Here is a 22,569-nt window from a genome sequence, read left to right as displayed (position 1 = left end):
ATTTACCCCACAACTACAGAAGCAGCTTCGTTGCTTTGCAAACCGTACATTTTGCGAGAGATCGGAGTCCAACTAGTTTGCATCATGGCAGCGTAGGCTGATTCAATAGCTTCTACGGAGGCTAGTCCATCTTCAGCAGTAATAATCAGTGATTCTTCACCTCTAATTGCCTTGGTGAAATTCTCAATCTGGCTGCGAAATGCTTGGACTTTGTTATAGCCTTTACCAAATACAATCCAATCAGGACTGGAAGCTTGGCGATATTTAGATTCCTTCCAACCGACAGAAATTGTGCCTTGAGAGCCATATATACGGATATAGCTATCTAGCTCTTTATTGATACTCCAAGAGAGGTCAATATTTCCACGTACACCACTTGCACTCTTCACAAAAATCTGCACGGTGTCCTCAACCTCCAAGCCTTGAATGCGTTTGCCCTCAACAACTTGAATCTCAGCCAGAGTGCCAAGAAAATACCGCATAATATCAACAGAATGCGTACCGTTGTCAATTAGAACGCCACCACCGCTGATTTGTGGTTGAGAGTTCCACCGCTTGCTCATATCAACGCGACCTGTGAAAGCATTCTCAAACAGGACAATTTCGCCTAGAATGCCTGACGAAACAATCTGCTTAGCATGAATCACATCTTCTACATAGCGGAACTTAGAAGCCATTGTCAAAATCACACCAGCCTGTTTTGCAGCTTCAAGCATTAGCTTGGCACTGGCTGAGTTGACGCTCAGTGGTTTTTCACAAAGAACATGAATTTTGCGCTCTAGTAGGTATCGACTAACTTCCAAATGGGTAATTGGAGGAGTACAAATGATTGCGGCTTCAATCTCAAAGCCATTTAGCAATTCTTCGTAGGAGGAGAAACTCTGACATCCTAAACGCTCTGCTAAAGACTGTGCTCTGGGAAGATCCACATCGGCAATACCTACAAGTTGGGCAATATCACTACTCTCAAACGCTTGGACGTAAGATTGCGCGATCGCGCCAGCACCAATTAGACCAAATCTCAATTTTGCAGTTGACATGATTATTTCTGTTTAACTTTAAATTATTTAGTTTGTAAAGCAAGAATAATTTTTGAAAAGCTTTCTAAATTAGATAGAGCTTTTCAAAAATTATTTGAATTTAACGAGATATCTAATCCCTAATACACAACATTAAATGCTCAGTTGTTTAACAGATTCGTGAATTGCATCAGCAATATAATCGATATGCTCATCGGTGTAACGCTCATTCCAAGGTAAAACCAACACAGCTTCTAGTCCAGCATAAGTCCCAGCAAATTTTGCGGCATCATAATCCACTGCTTCAGGTCTAGCTAAAGTAAATGGGAAGCGAGAATTGCCAAATGTGCGCTGTTTTTGGAAAATCTCGCACATGAAAGCTGGCTTTTGGATATAGCGTGGTGCTGAGAAAATTCCTTTCGGTTTCAAACTTTTCGCTAAACCGACAGCTCCATCCGCAATTTTTGCGCTATCGACGCTCAGGCAATACTTCCAATAAACATGGGTGTTTCTGGGATCAATCAGAGGAGTTGCAATTCCATCTAGTCCTTGCAACTTAGCTGTCAACTTGTCAGCAGCAACTTGACGACTCTTAACAATTCCTTCTAACTTTGCAAGCTGGGCAACTGCTACGGCTCCTTGCAACTCACACATCCGACCATTGAGAGCGAGGAAATAATGATCGGGTTGGGGATCTCCATAGCCCCAAGCCTTGTTTACGAATAGAAACATACGCCGTGCAAAAGCTTCGTCATTAGTGGTGACAATCCCGCCTTCTCCAGTGGTAATGTGCTTACCTTGTTGCAGACTAAAGCATCCAATTGAACCGATCGCCCCAACTTTTGTCCCATTATGCTCAGCGAGAAATGACTGAGCGCAGTCTTCGATAATAGGAATGCCGCGTGATTCTGCTAGTTCGACAATCTCTGTCATGTTGCAAGGATTGCCGAATAGATGTGTGACAATGATCGCCTTAGTGCGATCGCTTAGGCAAGCCTCAATCGACTCAGCCGTGACATTCCAAGTTTTGGGATCGACATCAGCGAATACAGGAATAGCGCCTTGGTAGAGAATAGGAGTCAAAGCTCCCATATCAGTAATTGAAGTGGTGATAATTTCATCACCAGGCTCAGGATCAACAGCACATATCGCGGTATGAATTGCACCTGACCCCGAAGAACATGCATAAGCGTATTTAACACCAATTAAAGCGGCAAACTTTTCTTCAAGCGTTTTAACAAAATTTCCTTTTGTGCTAGTGAGTGTACCGCTATGAATAGCTTCAGACAGTAGCTTGATTTCTTCTGCGCCGAGAGTACGTCCAGACGCATCTTGGTCAGAGGGTAATTGAATCATCTTGTTGAGAGTTGATGCAGATTCAGTCATTTTAAATGATGCTCCTTAAAAAAGTTATTTCTCGAAAACAAATAAGGTGTTGATGTTACAAAACAAGTAAAACTTACATAGATGAAAAGTAAACCCTTGATTTGTGTGATCTTAATAGCTTAAGACGTAATTCCAAGTTCAGAGATATTCTGCCCTATTTCAGCAATCAGCCAAAATATCAAGAATGGCAAGACTTAGTTACTACGAGGTTTTCAGAGCTATCAAAAATTACAGCTACCAATATAAAGGCATGTCAATTAGCCATGTCTTTGATATTAGACTAGTTCTCAGTACTACTATCATTTTGCTTTTTTTCATAGATAGAAGAGGCAAGAAAAAATATTTCTTCAAAATATTTTTTGCTCTGCATAGATAAAGTACCTAAGCTAAACATTTGAATAGCTAAAATCAGTGTCACACCACCAATAAAAAAGGTGTGAGGTGATTGATTGTATGCCATTGCAATAGCTTCGGTAAAATCTGGAAATTGCTGATACGATGCTAGATCTTTGTAATTAGACCAAGATCTTAAAAATGCATAAAAGTTGGCATAGATTGAAAGTAAAAACAATATGAGACTGGGAATGAGAAAGAATATTACAGGTCTAAATAAAAATCCAGATAGCAAAACATCAACTATCTGCCAACCAATCTTCATACTAGAGATTCTTTTGACCTCATTCGCTTTCTGGGGTAACCAACAAAGATGAGCGGGAATTTCTTCAACCCTCGCACCCAAAAGTCTTGCTTTATGAATGATTTCTGGATTGATGTCCATTCCTTTCGATCTAAGATTGATTTTTTTCAAAAATCTAGCATCATAAACTCTGACCATCCCAGTTAAGGTTGCCAGACTACGCTTGTCAGTAAAAGATAGAAATCGATTAGCCCAGATGCTCAGAGTTTTTCGTAACCAAGGCACATTAGAAATAGAACCACCACGCATATATGGTGAAGCTACGACTATTCGAGCTTGAGTTTTGACAATCCGATCTAACATGTCACCAATATGATCGACTGAGTAACTCAAGTCTAAATCAACAACAACAATGTAATCTCCTTGACAATTCTTGAAACCATATTTTAAAGACTGACCAAGCCCAAAGTTAATGCGATGATGTAGTACCAAAATGTTGTCTCTACTCTTAGCAAATTCTAACGCCTTTGCGTGAGTGTCATCTCTGCTTCCATCGTTAATGATAATCATCTCCCATTGGTAATTAGCCTCTAGGGACTGCATATACTCACAAAGAATTGCCAGATTTGCTTCAATAATAGATGACTCATTGTAAGCTGGAACAATCAATGAGACTAGTGGCTTTTCAGATAAAAATGTTGCATCACTTGGCAGTGATGTGTCTTTTTCAACATGAGATTCAGAGGATGAGGATGTATCTAATTCTAAGGTCTTAGAGGAAGTCATAACTTTAATAATTAGAGAGCTGATTGTCTGGTAGTTTTTAGGATGATTAGAAACAAACTAATTAATCCCTGCAGTAATTTTATATGACAGGTAATCAATAGACTTGTTGAGCAATAAGCTCTAAAAGCCTTGAAAACCAGTTTGGGCAGAGTTTTAGCACTATAGACTTAAAATCTTTAAGAATCTATCTGGGCAACGATTTCAGTAATTTTAATTGTTATTATCCAACAAGTCTAATTACAGATTACTTTATCAAAAACTATTCTAATATTTACTCTTGCCTCTATTGTATGAATTGTGTGAATTTTAAGCTTTAAATTTATAATATTATACGACTATAAACTGAAAGAACACAAGTTAAGTTATACATATGTTACAAATTAAGTTATACATAAGTTACAAATCAAGTTATACATAAGTTACTTCATTTCTTCTCTCTCAGTTAAACTCCCTGAAACTGGATGATTTTATCTGACTATGCTCAGTATGAGCATAGTCTTAATTTTTGAGAAATAGACTAGCAATTTTGAGGTTTGCTGCGCTTCCGTCACTACAAACATTAAGGCTTATTCATAATACCTACGTTTTAGATTCTTTGTGAAATGAATTGATGATTCCCGAATAGCCTGCTTTTAGTCTTCACTTTTCTTTTCATAAACATTAGTCATTAGCGACACTCTTCCATTCTCAGCAAAGCTATCACGATGCTGATCAACGAAATTCCAATATAAATAATTAAATGGACAAGCGCAGCTGCCTGTCTTTTGCTTCACATCATATTTGCATTGTGAGCAGCAGTTACTCATTTTATTGATGTAACTACCACCTGAGATATAAGGTTTTGATGCAAGTATGCCACCATCTGCAAAGGTAGACATGCCTATGACATTAGGAAGTTCAACCCATTCGTAAGCATCGATATAGGCAAGCCAAAACCAATGATTTAGCTGACGCGGATCTGTGTTTGTGAGATTGCTAAAGTTGCTCAGAACCATCAGTCTTTGAATATGATGCGAATAGCCATGATTTAAGACATGGGTAACAGCATCTTTAAGACAGAGCACATCTGTATTTGCATTCCAATAAAGTTGTGGTAAATCGTTAGTAATAGACTGTCGTCAGAAATGGACTTGCGAGGAAATAAGATGCCAATCAATTAGGAACAATGGTTATATTCCATTTGGGTAAAGTATCAGAATGTTGCCAAACATTTTACTAGCTCACCTTACAGCAACATTAACTTAATCTAGAATCGTACCATGCCAATAATTTTCTATAGCAATGAAAGCGATAGAGCAGCCCAGCAGCGTTTAATAGGATTATTTTTGATGGATAAAAGGGATAGTAAACTAGACGAATTTTTAAGTCAATCTTTTGGGATAACTCGACCATGCGTTTGATAAATTGAGTAAGTTTTCTGCGAGTTGCGGAACCGCTATCAAGGTTAATCACCCATTCGTCAAAGGCTGAAGCCCGTAATTGATTCTTTTGCCGCTTTTTATTTGAACAAAAGTAACTAACTTGTAAATGCCCAGATTCCCAACTTTTTGTATGGCTGGTAAAAGCTATCTGCGATCGCGCCGAAAAAGTCGGGAATCATTTGTTTATACATTTTTGAATTTCAAGCTTATGCTGATCTTTATCAAGCAATTGCTACTGGCAAGTTACGCAGACATACTAATGAGAGTTTTCAATCAGGTTAGTCTACTAAACTTGAAAGCAAGAACGCCCCAGAAGTTTCAGTAATAGCTGCACAATAACTAAATATTAGTGAATACTCTCTCAACATATTTAATCTTATAAATACGATAGAATTGCTATATATTTAAACTATTTATCTATTTATTAAGCAAGCCAATGAGCATTTTTTCTAAATACGAAGAATTAAAGCAAATCTATGATGGTGAAAGCTCACAAGTATATAATGCTCGACATATAGAAGATGGTCAATTAGTAATCCTCAAAGTTTTAAAAACAGAATATCCAACCCCAGAACAAATTCGCCGTTATCGCCAAGAATATCATCTTACATATCATCTACAACTACCCAAAGTAATCAAAGCCTTTAGATTAGAAGAATGGCAAAGAACCCTCGTAATTGTTTTAGAAGATTTTGGCGGTATTTCTCTTTCTCAATTATTAAAACAACATTCTCAGGGATTACCACTAGATCTATTTTTTATGCTAGCTTTCAAGCTAGCAAATGCCCTAGGTCAACTCCATAGCCAGTCAATTATCCATAAAGATATTAATCCTGCCAATATCGCTTTTAATCCAAAAACAAAGGTACTCAAACTGATTGATCTTGGCATCTCTACCCAACTCAGTCGAGAAAATCCCGTACTGCAATCTCCAAACACTTTAGAGGGGACATTACCCTACCTTTCACCTGAACAAACTGGGCGGATGAACCGATCGCTAGACTATCGGACTGATCTTTATTCATTAGGAGTAACTTTCTATGAATTATTGTCAGGAAGATTACCTTTCCAAAGTTCTGATGCGATGGAGTTGATATATTGCCATATTGCCAAACAGCCAGATTCTTTATTAGAGATAAAGAAAGGACAGATTCCATCAATGGCAGTGGAGATAGTCAACAAACTCATGGCAAAAAATGCCGAAGACCGTTATCAAAGTGCATGGGGATTAAAGGCGGATTTAGAGGAGTGTTGTGTGCAATGGGAGAAAACAGGTGCGATCGCAAAATTTACTCTAGGAAGATTTGATATCCCCGATCAATTTCAAATTCCTCAAAAACTCTATGGGCGCGATCGGGAAATCAGCCAACTCCTATCATCATTTGAACGGGTTGCGACTCCAGCATTAGAAGTAAAGAGGGAGAGTCACAAGACTGAATTAGTATTAGTCACAGGTTATTCTGGGCTTGGTAAATCAGCAGTCGTGCGATCGCTATATCAACCGATTACCGCGAAGCGCGGCTATTTTATTACGGGCAAGTTCGATCAGTTTCAACGTAATATTCCCTACTCAGCATTAGTTCATGCATTCGCGGAGCTAGTCAAACAATTACTAGGTGAATCGGAGGCAGTACTGCAACAATGTCGCGATCGCTTAGTAGTCGCTTTAGGTAGCAATGGCAAAGTGATCACAGATATCATTCCTGATCTGGAATTGATCATCGGTGCTCAGCCGCCCGTGCCGATGTTAGGCGCGGCTGAAACTAAAAACCGATTTCATTTAGTATTTCAACAATTTATCCAAGTGTTTTGTAGCCCCGAACATCCTTTAGTGCTGTTTCTCGATGATATGCAGTGGGCGGATCTTGCGACTCTAGAATTGTTGGAAAAGCTGTTAGGCGATCGCCAAATTCAAAATTTATTGGTCATCGCCGCCTATCGTGATCATGAAGTGTCAGCAGGTCATCCCCTGACTTTAATAATTAATCAATTACAGGATAAAGGAGTTAATGTAGAACGGATTACGCTAGCACCATTGGCAATTGAGCAAATCGAGCAATTGATTGCCGAGACATTGCATCAACCGACTCTCAATATCAAAGGTTTAGCCGAATTAGTCATCCGCAAAACTGAGGGCAATCCTTTTTTTATTAATCAGTTTCTCAAAACTCTCTACAATGAGAACTTACTGAGTTTTAATTATAGCTTTGGGGAATGGGTTTGGGAATTAGACAAAATTGAGCAAATGGGTTTCACCGATAATGTGGTGGAACTGATGGTTGGGCAATTGCAGAAACTCCCCAAATCTGTGCAGGAAGTCCTATCAATAGCTGCTTATTTAGGTACAGAGTTTGATCTCAGCACCCTCTCACTAGTCCAAAATCGTCCTGCACAGGATATCTTCGAGGATCTCAAACTTGCCATCAAACAGGGATTTGCGATCGCGCGATCGCCCTTTGATGACAATATCCTGATTCAAGATTATCAATTCGGACACGATCGCATTCAGCAAGCCGCCTATGCCCTCATCCCTGAACAGGAGTGTAACCCCACCCACTATCGCATTGGTCAGTTATTGCTGCAACATTGGTCAGAGGCAACCCAATCCGAACAGATTTTTACGCTAGTTAAACATCTCAATTATGGTATTGCTTTAATCACTAATCAACCTGAACGCGATCGCTTAGCCCAACTCAATCTCTTGGCAAGTCGCAAAGCCAAGTTAGCAACTGCTTATCAAGCCGCCTATGAATATGCCGAAGTTGGACTAGGCTTGCTGGATAGTTCATCTTGGCAAGAGCATTATGCAATGACTTTACAGTTACATGAGCTTGCCGCCGAAACTGCATCCCTATGTAGGAAATTTGAGCGCATGGATTTGTACTTGAATACGATCGTTCACCATGCTAAAAGCATCCTTGATCAAGTACCCGCTTACTTTATCAAAATTCAATCTTTATCTTTTCAGAATCAATTTACTGAGGCGATCGCCATTTCTCAAGTAATTCTCCAAAAACTGGGAGTGCAATTTCCTGAAGTGATTACGTCCGAATTAGGACTACAGGCAATTCAACAGATCAAAAATTTAATCGGCGATCGCGTAATTGCTGATTTGGGTGACTTGCCTGCGATGCGAGACCCTGAAGCTCTTGCCATGACCCAGATTGCGGCTATGACAATTCCTGCTTGCCATATTCTGAGCGCACCAATCTATCCCTTGGTGATGACCTTTCAGGTACGTTTATCGATCCAATATGGCAATAGTCCTAGGTCTGCTTTTAGCTATGCTGCCTATGGAGTTTTTCTGATTATCAACTTACAAGACATTGATTCGGCAATAAAGTTTAGCCGCCTTGCCTATCATCTCGCGTCTAAACCCGAATCCAAAGATATTCGTGCGGAAACCTTGGTTCCGATTGGATTATTTCTGCACCATCGCCAGTTCCATCTTCACGAAACCTTGCCCATCCTTCAGGAAGGTTATCAAACTGGATTAGAAACAGGAAAATTTGAACATACAGGCTATTGTGGCTATGGATATTGTGTTAATGCTTTCTGGAGTGGACTCGCTTTTAGAGAGATAGAAACGACAGTTAATACCTATGGACAACAGTTACACTATCTTAAGCAGATTACTAATGCAAACTATTGCGAAATCATTAAGGCTGCCATAGCTGCTTTGCTAGACAATCCCAATAAGGTAGAAGAGCATTTTGCTCAAATTACCCAAACAGAAAAATTAATTGCCGAATCTCTAGCTGCAAACAGTTGGCTACGATTATTTCTCTTCTATTTACATCGTGCTTTCTTAAGGTTTTTAATGGAAGAGTTAATTGATGCAAACAACGATATTACTCAAGCCAGATCCTACGTTACCTCGATTGTGGGGATTATTTGCAAAGCTAACTTCTACTTTTATGACTCTTTGATTTTGTTAGCGACGATCGGCAATTCTGAAGTTGGTTTAAAAAGTCAATATCAACGCATTCAAGATAATCAATCTCAGTTAAAGTTTTGGGCAGATCATGCTCCGATGAATCACTTGCACAAATGGCAACTAGTCGAGGCAGAAATCTGTCGCGTACTAGAGCAGAAAGAACAGGCGATGGAACTTTACGATCTGGCTATCGCAGGAGCAAAACAAAATCAATACCTGCAAGAGGAAGCTTTAGCTAACGAGCTTGCCGCTAATTTCTATCGGAACTGGAACAAGTTAACGATTGCACGAACCTACATGATGGAAGCGCGTCATGCCTATTTACGTTGGGGGGCGATCGCTAAAGTCAAACTGCTTGATAGCCAATATCCACAGTTATTACATATGCCCGTGAGTAGTTCCTCCTCAAGCTTCCTGCATACTACCTTGAATACTTTGAATACACTGGACGGTAGAAATTCTGGAGCCGATCTCGATTTAGCTACGGTGATGAAAGCATCGCGAGCGATCGCTAGTGAAATTGTCCTCGAAGACCTCGTTCAAACCTTAATGCGAATTCTCCTAAAAAATGCAGGAGCGCAAACGGGTTGCTTGCTATTGCCCATAGATTCGCCTGTAGAACGATCTGAGAACTTAGCGATCGCCATTTATATTAGTGGCGAGCAAGCAAACATTTCCCCAAATCAAGCGATTAATCAGGTCTTACCAGAGTCGGTTTTGTATTATGTGACCCGCAGTCAAGAAAGTGTTGTCCTTGACTATGCAACCCATATCGGAGACTTCACTCAAGATCCTTATATCCAATCGGTGCATCCCATGTCTATTCTCTGCTATCCCCTCATCAATCAAGGGAATTTAGTGGGCGTGGTTTACATGGAGAATCAAGTGACGATCGCCGCCTTCAAGAGTAACCATATTGAGTTCTTACAATTAATCAGTGGTCAGGCTGCGATCGCAATTACCAACGCTCAACTCTATGCCGAGAAGATGAAATACACCTGCACTCTAGAACAAAAGGTTGCAGAACGGACTGCTGAACTGCAATCTGCCAATGAAGAGCTATATCGTCTAGCGACCTTAGATGGACTCACGCAAGTGGCTAATCGTCGTTACTTCGATCAACAGTTAGATCAAGAATGGCATCGTCTCAAACGTGAACAATTGCCCCTCTCGCTAATTTTATTTGATGTGGATTATTTCAAACGTTATAACGATTGCTATGGACATCAGGCGGGAGATGCTTGTCTAATTCAAGTTGCTCAAGCTGCCAAGGAGGGGAGTAGTCGGTCTGCTGATCTCGTGGCGCGTTACGGAGGTGAAGAGTTTGTGATCATTTTGCCTAATACCGATCATAAGGGGGCGATCTTGATCGCCGAGCGCATTCAAAAGTCACTACGGGATAAAGCTATTCCTCACGAGCGTTCAGAGGTACGTGACATTGTTTCGATCAGTTTAGGGATTAGCTCCGTCATCCCCTCATCAGATTGCTCTCCTAAGATGCTCATCTCCACTGCTGATGAGGCTTTGTATATGGCTAAACAACAGGGACGCGATCGATATATTTTCAACTCCCCAACTTAGTTCAGGCTAATTGGGGATTCACTCTCATTAGCCACGATCCAAATTTACAATAAAATGAATTGAAGATTCTTTAATCGCCAGCTTTTCATCTTCAGTTTTCTTTTCATAAACATTAGTCATTAGCGACACTCTTCCATTCTCAGCAAAGCTATCACGATGCTGATCAACGAAATTCCAATATAAATAATTAAATGGACAAGCGCAGCTGCCTGTCTTTTGCTTCACATCATATTTGCATTGTGAGCAGCAGTTACTCATTTTATTGATGTAACTACCGCCTGAGATATAAGGTTTTGATGCAAGTATGCCACCATCTGCAAAGGTAGACATGCCTATGACATTAGGAAGTTCAACCCATTCGTAAGCATCGATATAGGCAAGCCAAAACCAATGATTTAGCTGACGCGGATCTGTGTTTGTGAGATTGCTAAAGTTGCTCAGAACCATCAGTCTTTGAATATGATGCGAATAGCCATGATTTAAGACATGGGTAACAGCATCTTTAAGACAGAGTAAATCTGTATTTGCATTCCAATAAAGTTGCGGTAAATCGTTAGTAAATTCAAAATAGTTGCTTTCTCTAGCTTGGGGCATCTGGGCTTCGTAATAGACATGAATATATTCACGCCATCCTAAAATCTGCCGAACAAAGCCCTCAACGGAATTTAGAGGCGCTAATTTCTGTTCAAAAGCTGCGATCGCCATTTCACAGATTTCCTGTGGCAACAACAAACCATTATTAAGATAGGGCGATAATACAGAATGGAATAAAAATGGCTCACCAACTTTGATTGCATCTTCATAGGCTCCAAAATTTGCGAGGCGAGTTGTGATGAATGCTTGAGCTAACTCTAGGGCGCAATCGCGAGTTACCGCATAGCCAAACTGGTCTAGTCTTCCAAAGTTATCGGGTAAGTAGTTTTTGACTAACTCGATTACTTCTTGCGTAATCACATCTGGCTCTATTACAGGAATCTTAGGAATAGAGACATTTTTGGGTAGAGATTTACGATTCTCTTTGTCATAATTCCATATACCTCCCAAGGGTTTCCCATCTGCCATCAAGTAGCCAGTTTGCTTACGAAGTTCTCGATAGAAATTTTCTAGGCGATAACCTTTTTTGATTTTAGATTTGAACTTATCCGCATCTGCAATGAAAAAGTTATTGGGAATTAAGGTAACGCGATCGCCAAATTTATCTGCTAAAGCCGTCATTTGCGCTCGCGTATCCCATTCTGATGGCTGCATGTAAGTAAGATTAATCTGGGGATATTTTTCCAAAAACTCTGCGATCGCATCCGCATGAAAACCTTGCGTAAATAAATTCAATACAGTAAAGCCTTGGTTATGACAGGCGATCGCAAAGTGGCGCTGAGCACTAAGGATATAAACCAATTTTTGCTTATGGTGTGGGATTACTGTCGCATATTTTAAGGATTCGACAAAGACTAATAATGGCTTTTGGTCAAGTAATTCCTTAGGAAATACATCAAGATTTAGCTGATCGTGCAGAACAAATAGAGCGTGATCGCTAGTTTTTAACTTGTTTTCAAGAGACGGTAAATTATTGATTTGCGTAAGAAATTCACGAGCAGTTTCTATCATGTTTTAACACAGCTTGATTGCTTAAAAAACACTATAGCCTTTCCCAGCTTGCTATAAAATGCGTGATGTACATCTGCCAAAGTTGCTATGGTCACCACTGAAGCTCTCCATGAATTACGCCAAATCCTCCGTAAAGGACAGCAACCAATGGCAGACTGGAGTGGTGGCGAATTGGCAGTGTCCGCAGTGCCAGGGGCTGGCAAATCAACAGGTATGGCAGTAGCCGCCGCGATCGCGATCGCCAATTTCAATCTGCATCGCCAAAAGCAATTGGTCATCGTCACCTTTACGCGATCGGCAGTAAGTAACATTCGCAAAAAAGTATCAGATCATCTCAAAAACCTGCGCTTGCCGCAAAGTTCTTTTACAGTTAGCACATTGCATAGCTTGGCTTATAACATTGCCAGTACCCATCGAGAGCTATCAGGATTTGGCTTAGGCGAAACTAAGATTATTTCCGAATCTCTCAAACAGAAATTAATTCGGAATGCTACAAATATTTGGGTAAAAGAAAATCCCAAGCTCTATGACCTATTGCTAGAAGGTAAAAATTTTGACGGCGAAGATACTGAGCGGTTACGGCGACAGACCGTGTTGCGGACTGATGTATTACCGAGCTTAGCGAGAGAAGCGATCGCTACCGCTAAAAGCTCTGGATTAAGCGCGATGCAGTTACGGGAAGCCGAAGCACCCGATGGCGGCGATATTTTGGCGATCGCAGCGGGACTTTATGAAACCTATGAGCGATTGTTACGGCAAGAAGGAGCGATTGATTATGACGATATGATTTTGGGGGCGTTGCGCGTATTGAAACATGAAGGCGTTCGTAAATATTGGCAAGAGCGGATTTTTGCTGTATTTGAAGATGAAGCGCAGGATTCTTCGCCATTGCAGACAGAATTGTTGGAGATTCTGGCTCAGAATCCTCTTGAGGGCAAAAACCTGATGCGGGTTGGTGATCCTAACCAAGCGATTAACTCCACATTTACCCCTGCTGATCCGCGCTTTTTTAATGAATTTTGCGATCGCTGCCATATCAATTCTCAACTCTCGACTCTTGACCAAGCAGGACGCAGCACTAGAAACCTGATGCAAGTCGCAAACTATATGTTGCACTGGGTCAATCATTCGGAATATGCCAAGATTGAGAAGCCCTTTCGGATGCAAAGAATTATTCCTGTCGATGCGGATGATCCGCAAAAAAATGCGAATCCTGAACCAATAGGCAAGGGTGTAGAAATCTATCTGCCAAATACTGTCGATGATATCGAGCATGAGATTACGATGATCGGCGATCGCATTAAGCAATTACATGAACAAGATCCTAAACTCAGTATGGCGATTTTAGTACGTCAGCATAATCAAGGTCGCTTCGTTGCTGAGTCTTTAGCATGGCTAACCAAAGAGCATGAAATTAAAATCTACGATGTCGAACAAAGCGATCGGCGATCGCGTGTGCCGATGGATATGTTGGCGATTTTGCAATTTATGGAGCGTCCTCATTCGCCTGACAATCTCAAATCAGCACTGGAAGTTCTCAAAGATCGCCAAAAAATTTCATCCTTGCAAGATCTTAATGCCCTCGCCAGTAATCCTGAGAAGTTTCTCTATCCGACCTTGTTAGATCCTGTGCTATCGCAACTCGCACAGGAAACTCAAGCAAAATGTATCGGCTTACTTCGCGCTAAAATCGAACTTCCGTTATATAACTTAATTCCATTTGTTGCGTTTACCCTCTATGACGATGAGGCAGGGCTATTAGCAACGGCAGATAAATTAGGCGATCGACTCAATCAGCAACTTGTGGGCAGTTATTCGATGCAAACTGTAATCGAGTCATTACGAGAAATTGTCGAGTCAGAAAACTTTGAAGCGGTCGAAGATGAGAATCTGGAAGGGCGCTATATGACTGGTGGTCAGGTGACGCTGATCAGTTTGCATAAATCTAAAGGGCTAGATTGGGATGTGGTATTCATGCCTTTTCTGCATAAACGCATTTGTCCAGGGGAAGCTTATATTCCTGAGTCTGTAAAGTTCTTAGGAGATTTTGGCTTGCCTGAAGTAACGCGGGCACAGATTAGAGCGATTGTCCATAGCGATCGCCTGCCTAATGCTGAGGAAGCTTGGAAGCAATGCAGTTACCTCAAACAAGCTGAGGAGTTTCGTCTGCTCTATGTCGGCATGACCCGCGCCAAAAAACTACTATGGCTATCGGCAGCTCAGTCCGCGCCATTCAGTTGGAACACCTTAGAAAATCGTACTGAGAATGCTGCCATCTGTCCTGCGATTACCGAACTAGCCCGTAAATTTCCTGAGCTTATTTCATGGTGATAACAGGCTGAGTTCGCATGGTTGAAGAATGCACTGGTAAAATTCTAGGCTCTGAAACACTGACTTTGTGAAGACAAAAAAGACGTAAATACGTCGATCAAGTTTTAATATCAATTCAAAAAAATGTTGTCACACTTTCGTGAATTGATATTAAAACCCAGTAAGGTTTTTGAAATCAAGAAGTGGCTACGCCTTTTCTTGATTTGGTATAAGTACAGTACCTCTCGGCAAGAAGAACTTAGTAATGGTAAAAAATTTCTTCAGCATTCTCTAAATAACACTTTTTTATTCTGCATTTTTGGTTGGAGCTATATAGAAACTGCTAACGATTGCGATCGCTAGCCACCAGAGTAATTGAACTTGAGGTCGATACCAAACTGTATCGACTAAGCCATGTGTCATCATGCCCACGATGGTCGCGATCGCGGCGATAATCCATAAGCCATTGGCATCGCGATCGCTTCTCAAGCGATTCAGCGCAATCCATGCTTGGCGAAAGAACGTGAAAATTAGCCAACCATAGCAAATTACGCCGATAATTCCTGTCTCAACGGTAATCTCTAAAGGCACTGAATAAGTCCCCAGAGCGCTGTAGCCCGATCTCTGATAGAGCGGATAAACTAGGTTAAAAGCTTTATTCCCAGGTCCAATCCCTAAAATTGGTTTGGATTTAATCATATTAAATACTGCCTGCCAGACGTTGACCCGAAAGGCGTTACTGCTATCTTCGGTTCCAAAAATACTGCCAACCCGCTTACGCAATGTCGGTACAAGAATTGTCCCTAAAGCGATCACACCTGCGGTTCCGCCGAAAGTAACTGGCAAAGTCCAAGTCGGCAAACGCTTGCCCCACCAATAAACTAACAGCAAAACTAGGATAAAACCTTCGGCTGCCAGTCCCATCAGACCACCCCGACTTTGAGTCTGCGTAATGCAGAACGCACCCGTAACTGCGGCGATCGCACCCAAAGCTTTCATGCCCCAATCACGCCAGTAAATCGTAGCAATTATCCCCATCGGCAATGCTGGTATCAAGAAGCCTGCAAATAAGTTGGGATTACCCAGAAAACTATAGACGCGGGTAATACCCGCAACTTCTGAAGTGGGATCTGTCCATGTCGCTAATTCGGGTGCACCAAGATACCATTGCTGCACCCCGTAGGCACTTGAGATCAAAGCAGTGACTAAATAAGTCGCAATCAAAATAGAACGCCAACCTAAGCGCATCATTCGACTCATTGATACGAAGGCAAGCATATAAATGGTCAACTTGACCATGCCATCAAGCGCAGCTACGCGCACAGGTGAAATTAATGTGGCAATAAGTGCGATCGCCCAATAGCTAATCAAAGGTATATGAATCGGTGTCCAAATTGGTACTGATTGATCCTCGACATCACGCCGATCGCTAAGCCACATCATCAACCATGCGAGCGCTACTGCCGCCCCAATTACCCCAGTTTGAGCATTTTCTAGAAAAGGCAACGTGGCGATGAGAATCACTAACAAACCGCCCAAAAATTTCGCACCTAATAATCGGCTACCATCACGCCATGCCTGTAATGGGCTAATTAACTGCAAAAATTTATTGTAGACATGGAGAAATGGTAGTTTGAGCTTGGAATTCATACGGGGAGAATTAACTGGTTATGGACAGCGCAAAAATATTAGGTCTAAGCGACCTTACACCTTGTATCTTAGAAGAAAAGCACAGGCAGTAATTATTTTTTAAAGCAATGACGGACAAACTTGACTCCGCAGAAGCCTACAATGATCGTGGTATGGAACGTGCCGAGAATGAAGATTTTGCGGGTGCGATCGCCGACTATACCGCCGCGATCGCGATCGATCCCAACTATGCTGAGGCATACTACAATCGCGCCTACGATCGCTCTGAGATCGAAGACTATGCTGGTGCGATCGAGGATTATAACAAGGTGATCGAACTTGCGCCTGATGCTGCACCAGCCTATTTTAATCGGGGCTTAGCCAAGGCAAAACTTGGTGATGCTGAAGGGGCAAATGCTGACTGTGAATACGCCAAAACTATAGGGCTATAAGAGGAAAGGCGGCGCTTCGCGCTGCCTTTCCTCTTTTTTTGGATTTGGAGGCGTAACATTTAGTTACAATAAGCTACTGACTAATTGCCAAAGCACCACCAAATTCCTATGACCCGTGACCTGCGATCGTTTCTCAATCTGCTCGAAGAACGCAAACAACTTCATCGCGTTCAAGCCCTTGTCGATCCTGAATTAGAAATTGCAGAGATTAGCAATCGTCTTTTACAGTCGGCGGGGCCAGCACTGCTATTCGAGAATGTCAAGGGTTACAAAACTCCAGTTGCAGTAAATCTATTAGGCACAGTGGAGCGCGTCTGCTGGGCTATGGGCATGAAGGAGCAATCGGAATTAGAAGTACTTGGCATGAAATTAGGCAAGCTGCAAAGCCCAAAACCACCTAAAAAAATCTCTCAAGCGATCGAATTCGGCAAAATTCTCTTTGATGTAGTTAAGTCTCGTCCTCAAAAAGTTCTATTTGGAAATGCGCCTTGCCAAGAAGTTGTCTTGCAAGGCGATGATGTCGATCTCGATCAGATTCCCATTCTCAAGCCCTATCCTAAAGATGGTGGTCGGGCGGTGACTCTTGCCCTAGTAATCACTAGAGATGTGGAGAATGGCATTCCTAATGTGGGTGTATATCGCTTACAGCAGCAGTCTAAAAATACGATGACGGTGCAGTGGCTGTCAGTACGTGGTGGTGCAAGACATTTACGCAAAGCAACTGAGGCAGGAAAGAAACTGGAAATTGCGATCGCGATCGGTGTTGATCCAGTTCTGATCATGGCAGCAGCAACTCCAATTCCTATAGATCTATCAGAATGGATTTTTGCGGGACTCTATGGCAATGAAGGCGTACAACTTACTAAGTGTAAAACCCTTAACTTAGAAGTTCCCGCTTGTGCGGAATATGTTTTAGAAGGCACGATTACGCCTCATGAAGTAGGAACTGATGGGCCGTTTGGCGACCATATGGGCTATTACGGCGGTATTAATGATCAAGCTCCATTGATCAGATTCCATTGCATGACTCACCGCAAAGATCCGATTTATCTGACTACCTTTAGTGGCTTGCCTCCCAAGGAAGAAGCGATGATTGCGATCGCCTTAAATCGTATCTATACGCCGATCCTTCGCCAACAGGTTTCCGAAATCACCGATTTCTTCTTACCAATGGAAGCGCTGTCCTATAAAGCCGCGATTATTTCGATCAAAAAGGCTTACCCTGGACAAGCTAGACGAGCTGCCCTAGCATTTTGGAGTGCTTTGCCTCAGTTTACCTATACCAAATTTGTGATCGTCGTTGACCATACGATTAATATTCGCGATCCGCGTTTAGTAGTTTGGGCTCTCAGTTCCAAGGTTGACCCTACCCGCGATGTATTTATCTTGCCCGATAATCCCTTTGATTCCCTTGATTTTGCTTGTGAGAAGGAAGGGCTGGGCGGACGTATGGGCATTGATGCGACTACCAAAATTTATCCCGAAACCGATCGCGATTGGGGAGATCCATTAGAGAGCGATCCTGATGTGTCGGCTATGGTGACGCGCCGTTGGGCTGAATATGGTTTGGCTGACTTGAAGCTGGATGGAGCCGATCCTAATTTGTTTGGCTATGACATTCACTAGTCTCAAACTCCAAAACAAAAGTGGCGGCGCGAAGCGCTGCCACTTTTGTTTTGGAGTTTGATTTGTTCTATGTATCAAGAAATGTAAAAAATGTAGGGGCAATTCATGAATTGCCCCTACATTTTTTTGGTCACACTCAAACTAAAGATTGATATTATTCTTCAAACTGCCAACGATCTTGAGATGCGGCTTCGTCGAAGAAGCGTTTAGGACGAAGAGTCAGGGTGATTTTGCCAAATAGCTTCACCTCTGGTGAAGACTCAAACCATGCAAACTTGAGGTTGCCTTCTTCATCAGCGATCGCAAAATAGCCGTTTTCATCCCAATCACGTTGGGCGCGATCGACTAGTACTAAAACATCTTCAACGCGATTGCGAATCGTACTAACAACCTCTTCTTGAGCGATCGATGCTTGCAAAGTATCTGTATTACATGAAACGATCACTCCATCTTCCGCTTCATGAACCACAAACCATCCTGGCAGAGTTGCCCATGTGGACTCACTAGAGGAATGTACAATCCCAAAAGGAGCCAATTCATCAGCAAATAGAACTGCTTTGAACTGATCAATTGACATTGGCAAAGTCCCGACGACAGGCAAAATGCGAGGGATACTATCTTCGGAATCGTAACGAAAGTTAGGCAACTTGGGAGCTTTCTTTTTGGAAGGGTTAGCCATGTCAGTGAGCAGCCGTTCGATCGCCGATCTTGCCTTTTCACTATGAGCAAAACGCAAGCCCCGCGCAATCAACCTTGTGCGTTCTTGCGGATCGATTTTTCCTTGAGCAGCTTTCAGGACTTGTAATACAACTGCATCCCCAGGGTGGCGAGTAAATCCTTCTGGTAAATTTGCCACTGAAGAAGCTTCTTTAATTGCCTTGACGACATCTTTGGCTTCCAAAACATCAAGATTCTTCTCAAGGGCAAAGGTCGCCATCGCTACTCTTTCAGACTGATTGAGTACACGCAACTCATTGAGAATGTCACTTCCCTTTTGCTCAAAATGGGCAAGCACAATATCAGCAGCATTACCTGCTTGTAGGCTGGCATAAACCTGTGAAGCAACGACAATCTGATTTTGTTGAACTGGCTCAAAACCCGTATTTTCAAAAATTGCGAGGGAATTCTCGCCCATTTTTTGTAGCATTTGGCAAGCAATCCCCCACTGCACCCAAGTGCCTTCTTTATGGCGCAAGAGTCTCAAAAGTCCTTCAGAATCAGTTGGAAGTGTGGGTACGGGGGTCGGCATAGTTGTAATACAAAATCAAATGAGGCAAAGATTGATCAGCATAAACATCATCGCATTTTAGGTGTTAAATTTTCTCGCTCATCTGGGTTAAGTAGGTGAAGACATCTCAAGCAGACCGCAAAGAACTTATACTTATAGCAATTTTAGATAAAACGAACAACAAGAGACTTTTTGAAAATGTTGCTGTCTAATACTTTCAAAAAGTCTCCTACTCCCTTCCGACCAAAGAAATAGACATCAAAAAACAAGGATTAGCGTTGCGGCGCTTCGCGCCGCAACGCTAATCCTTCACTGGGAAAGGAGCAATATAAATCAACGAAAGTAAATGAAATGGAAAGTTATTACTTAGGAAGTTTCTCGATTTTCTCAATTACGGCGGTTGCAGCACTAGCTTTTTCCGCCATACCACTCTTCTTGAATAGTTCGCCAGCTTTTTCAAGGTCAGCCTTCGCTCCTTGCAAATCATCTGACTGTGCTTTTGCAAGTCCACGAGTATAGTAAGGGTCGCCATTTTCAGGGGTAAGGCGGATGGCTTCGTTGAGGTCTACGATCGCTCCCTTATAGTCCTTGAGTTTTGCTTTCTCGGCTCCACTATTGTTGTAGGCTTCAGCAAAGTCAGGACTAATGCGGATGGCTTCTTTATACTCAGTGATCGCCCCCTCAATATCTCCAGCTTTAGCTTTTTCAACACCACTGTTGTAATGTTTTGCAGCTTCTTCCGTAGGACCTTTGGTACTGGTTACTGCGGCTGGAGTTTCTGTGGTCGTCTTAACCTCAGTCCCGCCCGACACACTTACTTTAGCTTCGCAAGCATAAAGGAAGCTGCCCATTAGAGTAATTAGCAGCAATCCACGCAATTTTAATAATGAAGCCATCATAATTTATTCTTTCCTATCTAATATAAAGTTGTGAATTCTAGATACTGAAAAAGATTTAATAACTGACGTTACGTGGAACGCAGATGATGAATCTCCTACTGCTAGCGTGACAGGGCAAGCACGGGGGCATTGCCCCTACCTGTAAAATTTTAGAAACTGTAGGGGCTGTGCCCCCGTGCCAGCCCCCAACCTTGAGGATCGTAGGAATTCCTTCCACTTAACATCAGTTAATAACTGACGTTAAGTGAAACCTTCACCCCCTAGCCCCTCTCCCAAAAAGTAATATGGATGAGGAACTTGAAAAAATTCCGCATAATGTCAGTTAACAATGATAATTTCCCTAGCAAAGCGGGAAACATTACAATTATTATTGACTAAAAAGATTCAAACAGCAACTTTTTTGAAGTTGTTTTTATGCTCGCGCATGGAATTCACAAAACGCTCGAACAGATAATCGGCATCGTGAGGACCAGGGCTAGCCTCTGGGTGATATTGCACCGAGAAGATTGGCAAAGTTTTATGCTCTAGTCCTGCGACCGTGCGATCGTTGAGGTTGATGTGGGTCAACATTGCGGGAGATGCATCAAAAGACTCACCTGTGAGAGCAAAACCATGATTTTGGCTAGTGATCTCGACGCGGCGATCAGAGTTTTCAGCTTGGTTTTGAGCAGGTTGATTTAAGCCACGATGTCCAAACTTGAGCTTGAAGGTGTCGCCACCCATTGATAAGCCCAAAATCTGATGACCTAAGCAAATACCAAACATTGGCTTGTCAGCACCGAGCAAAGCCTTAGCAGTTTCGATGCCTTGAGTAACGGCAGCAGGATCGCCAGGTCCGTTTGACAGGAAAATTCCATCAGGATTATAGGAGAGAATCTTTTCGGCGGGGGTATCTGCGGGAACGACGATCACGCGGCAACCATAGCTAGCAAAGCGGCGGAGAATATTGCGCTTGACTCCGAAGTCGATCGCTACAACAGTCATCGCTTCACCTGTTAACTGCAATGGTTCGATAAATTCCCATGCAGGTAAGGTTTTGTCTGCCCATTCATAAATGCGATCAGTTGAGGCGGCTTGAGCAAGGTTTTGACCTTGCATAGAGGGAGCTGCTTTTACTTGCGATAATAAGACTTCAGGATCAAGGATTTCCGTGGAAATGCCGCCATTCATGGCTCCAAGCGATCGCAACTTGCGGGTAAGGGCGCGAGTGTCAATCCCTGCAATACCGACAACATTATGTGCCTTGAGGTAATCGGGCAGAGACTGACGCGATCGCCAATTACTGGGGACAGCCGTAATGTTACGCGCAATTACACCACGCACCTGTGGGCGATCGGATTCATCATCTTCGGGGGTTACGCCTGTATTGCCAAGTTCGGGGCAGGTAAAAGTTACAATTTGACCTCGGTAGCTGGGATCGGTCATTACCTCTTGGTAGCCAGTCATACCCGTATTAAATACTACTTCGCCGATCGTGGTTCCTGATGCGCCGAACGCATAGCCACGGTAACAAGTACCATCTGCCAAGACCAAAATTGCTGCTTGCTTTGTTGCCATATCTTCAAATACTCGTTCGTTGCTGTCCACTATTCAGATACTTATTTTGGACATTAGCGCACATTCTAAACGTTATCTAAGACACTTTTAGCAAATCGATAGGTTCTTCATTTAATAATTTTTCAATATAAGCATCTAAATGAACCAGTTTTACAACACTTAATCGATGAAGCTTTTCTAATATCTCCATTTCTTTTTGCCATTGCTCTAAAGAAGTAACTTGAGATTCATAGACTTCAATTGTCACATTTGGGACATTAAATCCTTCAAGGCTCTAACCATATTGCTGTTGCTCAGTTACAGCATATTGTTCTACGATGGTCGCAACTGAGCCACGTTTCAAATTATGGGCTGGTATGTCATGTAATAAAACGACTTCGGAGAATAAAGGATATTTAGGTTTCATAAGAATTACTCCCGATCGCTAGAACGTCTAGGAACTAATGTAACAAATTTTGCTTGTTGATTTTTAATCATCCAAATAGTATAGGACTTA

At 42.1% G+C, this 22,569-nt stretch carries 15 protein-coding genes; 4 read left to right on the top strand and 11 right to left on the bottom strand.

The window, feature by feature from the left end:
• Nucleotides 1-2 precede the first annotated feature (2 nt).
• From PseudUWO311_RS17900 to PseudUWO311_RS17885, 4 genes are all read right to left on the bottom strand, one after another.
• Complete coding sequence (locus PseudUWO311_RS17900; RefSeq protein ID WP_142656598.1) at nt 3-1,040, bottom strand: Gfo/Idh/MocA family protein; 1,038 nt, start codon at nt 1,038-1,040, stop codon at nt 3-5.
• Between the two features lie 132 nt (nt 1,041-1,172).
• Nucleotides 1,173-2,405: a DegT/DnrJ/EryC1/StrS family aminotransferase gene (locus PseudUWO311_RS17895; RefSeq protein WP_142656597.1), complete on the bottom strand. Its 1,233-nt coding sequence runs from the start codon at nt 2,403-2,405 to the stop codon at nt 1,173-1,175.
• Between the two features lie 280 nt (nt 2,406-2,685).
• Nucleotides 2,686-3,828, bottom strand: coding sequence for a glycosyltransferase family 2 protein (locus tag PseudUWO311_RS17890; RefSeq protein WP_142656596.1), 1,143 nt, complete (start codon nt 3,826-3,828; stop codon nt 2,686-2,688).
• Between the two features lie 632 nt (nt 3,829-4,460).
• Nucleotides 4,461-4,892: a hypothetical protein gene (locus PseudUWO311_RS17885; RefSeq protein WP_223807627.1), complete on the bottom strand. Its 432-nt coding sequence runs from the start codon at nt 4,890-4,892 to the stop codon at nt 4,461-4,463.
• A gap of 793 nt (nt 4,893-5,685) precedes the next feature.
• Here PseudUWO311_RS17885 and PseudUWO311_RS17875 point away from each other — a divergent pair.
• On the top strand, nt 5,686-10,767 hold the full coding sequence (locus PseudUWO311_RS17875) for a diguanylate cyclase domain-containing protein (protein ID WP_142656595.1): 5,082 nt from the start codon (nt 5,686-5,688) through the stop codon (nt 10,765-10,767).
• A gap of 27 nt (nt 10,768-10,794) precedes the next feature.
• On the opposite strand, the gene PseudUWO311_RS17870 is transcribed toward PseudUWO311_RS17875, so the two are convergent.
• A complete protein-coding gene (locus PseudUWO311_RS17870; RefSeq protein ID WP_142656594.1) occupies nt 10,795-12,372 on the bottom strand; it encodes a cryptochrome/photolyase family protein in 1,578 nt (525 codons plus the stop codon).
• Between the two features lie 87 nt (nt 12,373-12,459).
• Here PseudUWO311_RS17870 and PseudUWO311_RS17865 point away from each other — a divergent pair, with 87 nt between their 5' ends.
• A complete protein-coding gene (locus PseudUWO311_RS17865) occupies nt 12,460-14,703 on the top strand; it encodes an ATP-dependent helicase (protein ID WP_142656593.1) in 2,244 nt (747 codons plus the stop codon).
• A gap of 285 nt (nt 14,704-14,988) precedes the next feature.
• On the opposite strand, the gene PseudUWO311_RS17860 is transcribed toward PseudUWO311_RS17865, so the two are convergent.
• Nucleotides 14,989-16,332, bottom strand: coding sequence for an IctB family putative bicarbonate transporter (locus PseudUWO311_RS17860; RefSeq protein WP_142656592.1), 1,344 nt, complete (start codon nt 16,330-16,332; stop codon nt 14,989-14,991).
• Nucleotides 16,333-16,439: 107 nt separating this feature from the next.
• On the opposite strand from PseudUWO311_RS17860, the gene PseudUWO311_RS17855 reads away from it, so the two are divergent.
• Both PseudUWO311_RS17855 and PseudUWO311_RS17850 read left to right on the top strand, forming a co-directional pair.
• Nucleotides 16,440-16,763 (top strand): tetratricopeptide repeat protein, encoded by a 324-nt coding sequence (locus PseudUWO311_RS17855; protein ID WP_142656591.1) that lies wholly within the window; start codon nt 16,440-16,442, stop codon nt 16,761-16,763.
• Between the two features lie 108 nt (nt 16,764-16,871).
• Nucleotides 16,872-18,389 carry a UbiD family decarboxylase gene (locus PseudUWO311_RS17850; RefSeq protein WP_142656590.1) on the top strand — a complete coding sequence of 506 codons (1,518 nt, stop codon included), beginning with the start codon at nt 16,872-16,874 and terminating at the stop codon, nt 18,387-18,389.
• Between the two features lie 154 nt (nt 18,390-18,543).
• On the opposite strand, the gene PseudUWO311_RS17845 is transcribed toward PseudUWO311_RS17850, so the two are convergent.
• From PseudUWO311_RS17845 to PseudUWO311_RS24450, 5 genes are all read right to left on the bottom strand, one after another.
• Nucleotides 18,544-19,638, bottom strand: a complete 1,095-nt coding sequence (locus PseudUWO311_RS17845) for a RuBisCO accumulation factor 1 (RefSeq protein ID WP_142656589.1) — start codon at nt 19,636-19,638, stop codon at nt 18,544-18,546.
• 341 nt (nt 19,639-19,979) lie between these two features.
• The gene (locus PseudUWO311_RS17840; RefSeq protein WP_142656588.1) at nt 19,980-20,516 is read right to left on the bottom strand and encodes a tetratricopeptide repeat protein; all 537 of its coding nucleotides are present in this window, start codon (nt 20,514-20,516) and stop codon (nt 19,980-19,982) included.
• Nucleotides 20,517-20,900: 384 nt separating this feature from the next.
• The gene (gene carA / locus PseudUWO311_RS17835; protein ID WP_142656587.1) at nt 20,901-22,073 is read right to left on the bottom strand and encodes a glutamine-hydrolyzing carbamoyl-phosphate synthase small subunit; all 1,173 of its coding nucleotides are present in this window, start codon (nt 22,071-22,073) and stop codon (nt 20,901-20,903) included.
• 76 nt (nt 22,074-22,149) lie between these two features.
• Entirely contained in the window at nt 22,150-22,320 is a 171-nt protein-coding gene (locus PseudUWO311_RS24455) for a hypothetical protein (RefSeq protein WP_223807626.1), read from the bottom strand.
• A gap of 27 nt (nt 22,321-22,347) precedes the next feature.
• On the bottom strand, nt 22,348-22,479 hold the full coding sequence (locus tag PseudUWO311_RS24450; RefSeq protein ID WP_223807625.1) for a DUF4926 domain-containing protein: 132 nt from the start codon (nt 22,477-22,479) through the stop codon (nt 22,348-22,350).
• Nucleotides 22,480-22,569: the final 90 nt, after the last annotated feature.

This window comes from Pseudanabaena sp. UWO311, from assembly GCF_006937785.1.
In the GTDB taxonomy this organism is placed as follows: Bacteria; Cyanobacteriota; Cyanobacteriia; order Pseudanabaenales; family Pseudanabaenaceae; genus Pseudanabaena.
This window is presented reverse-complemented; position numbering and strand designations above follow the sequence as displayed.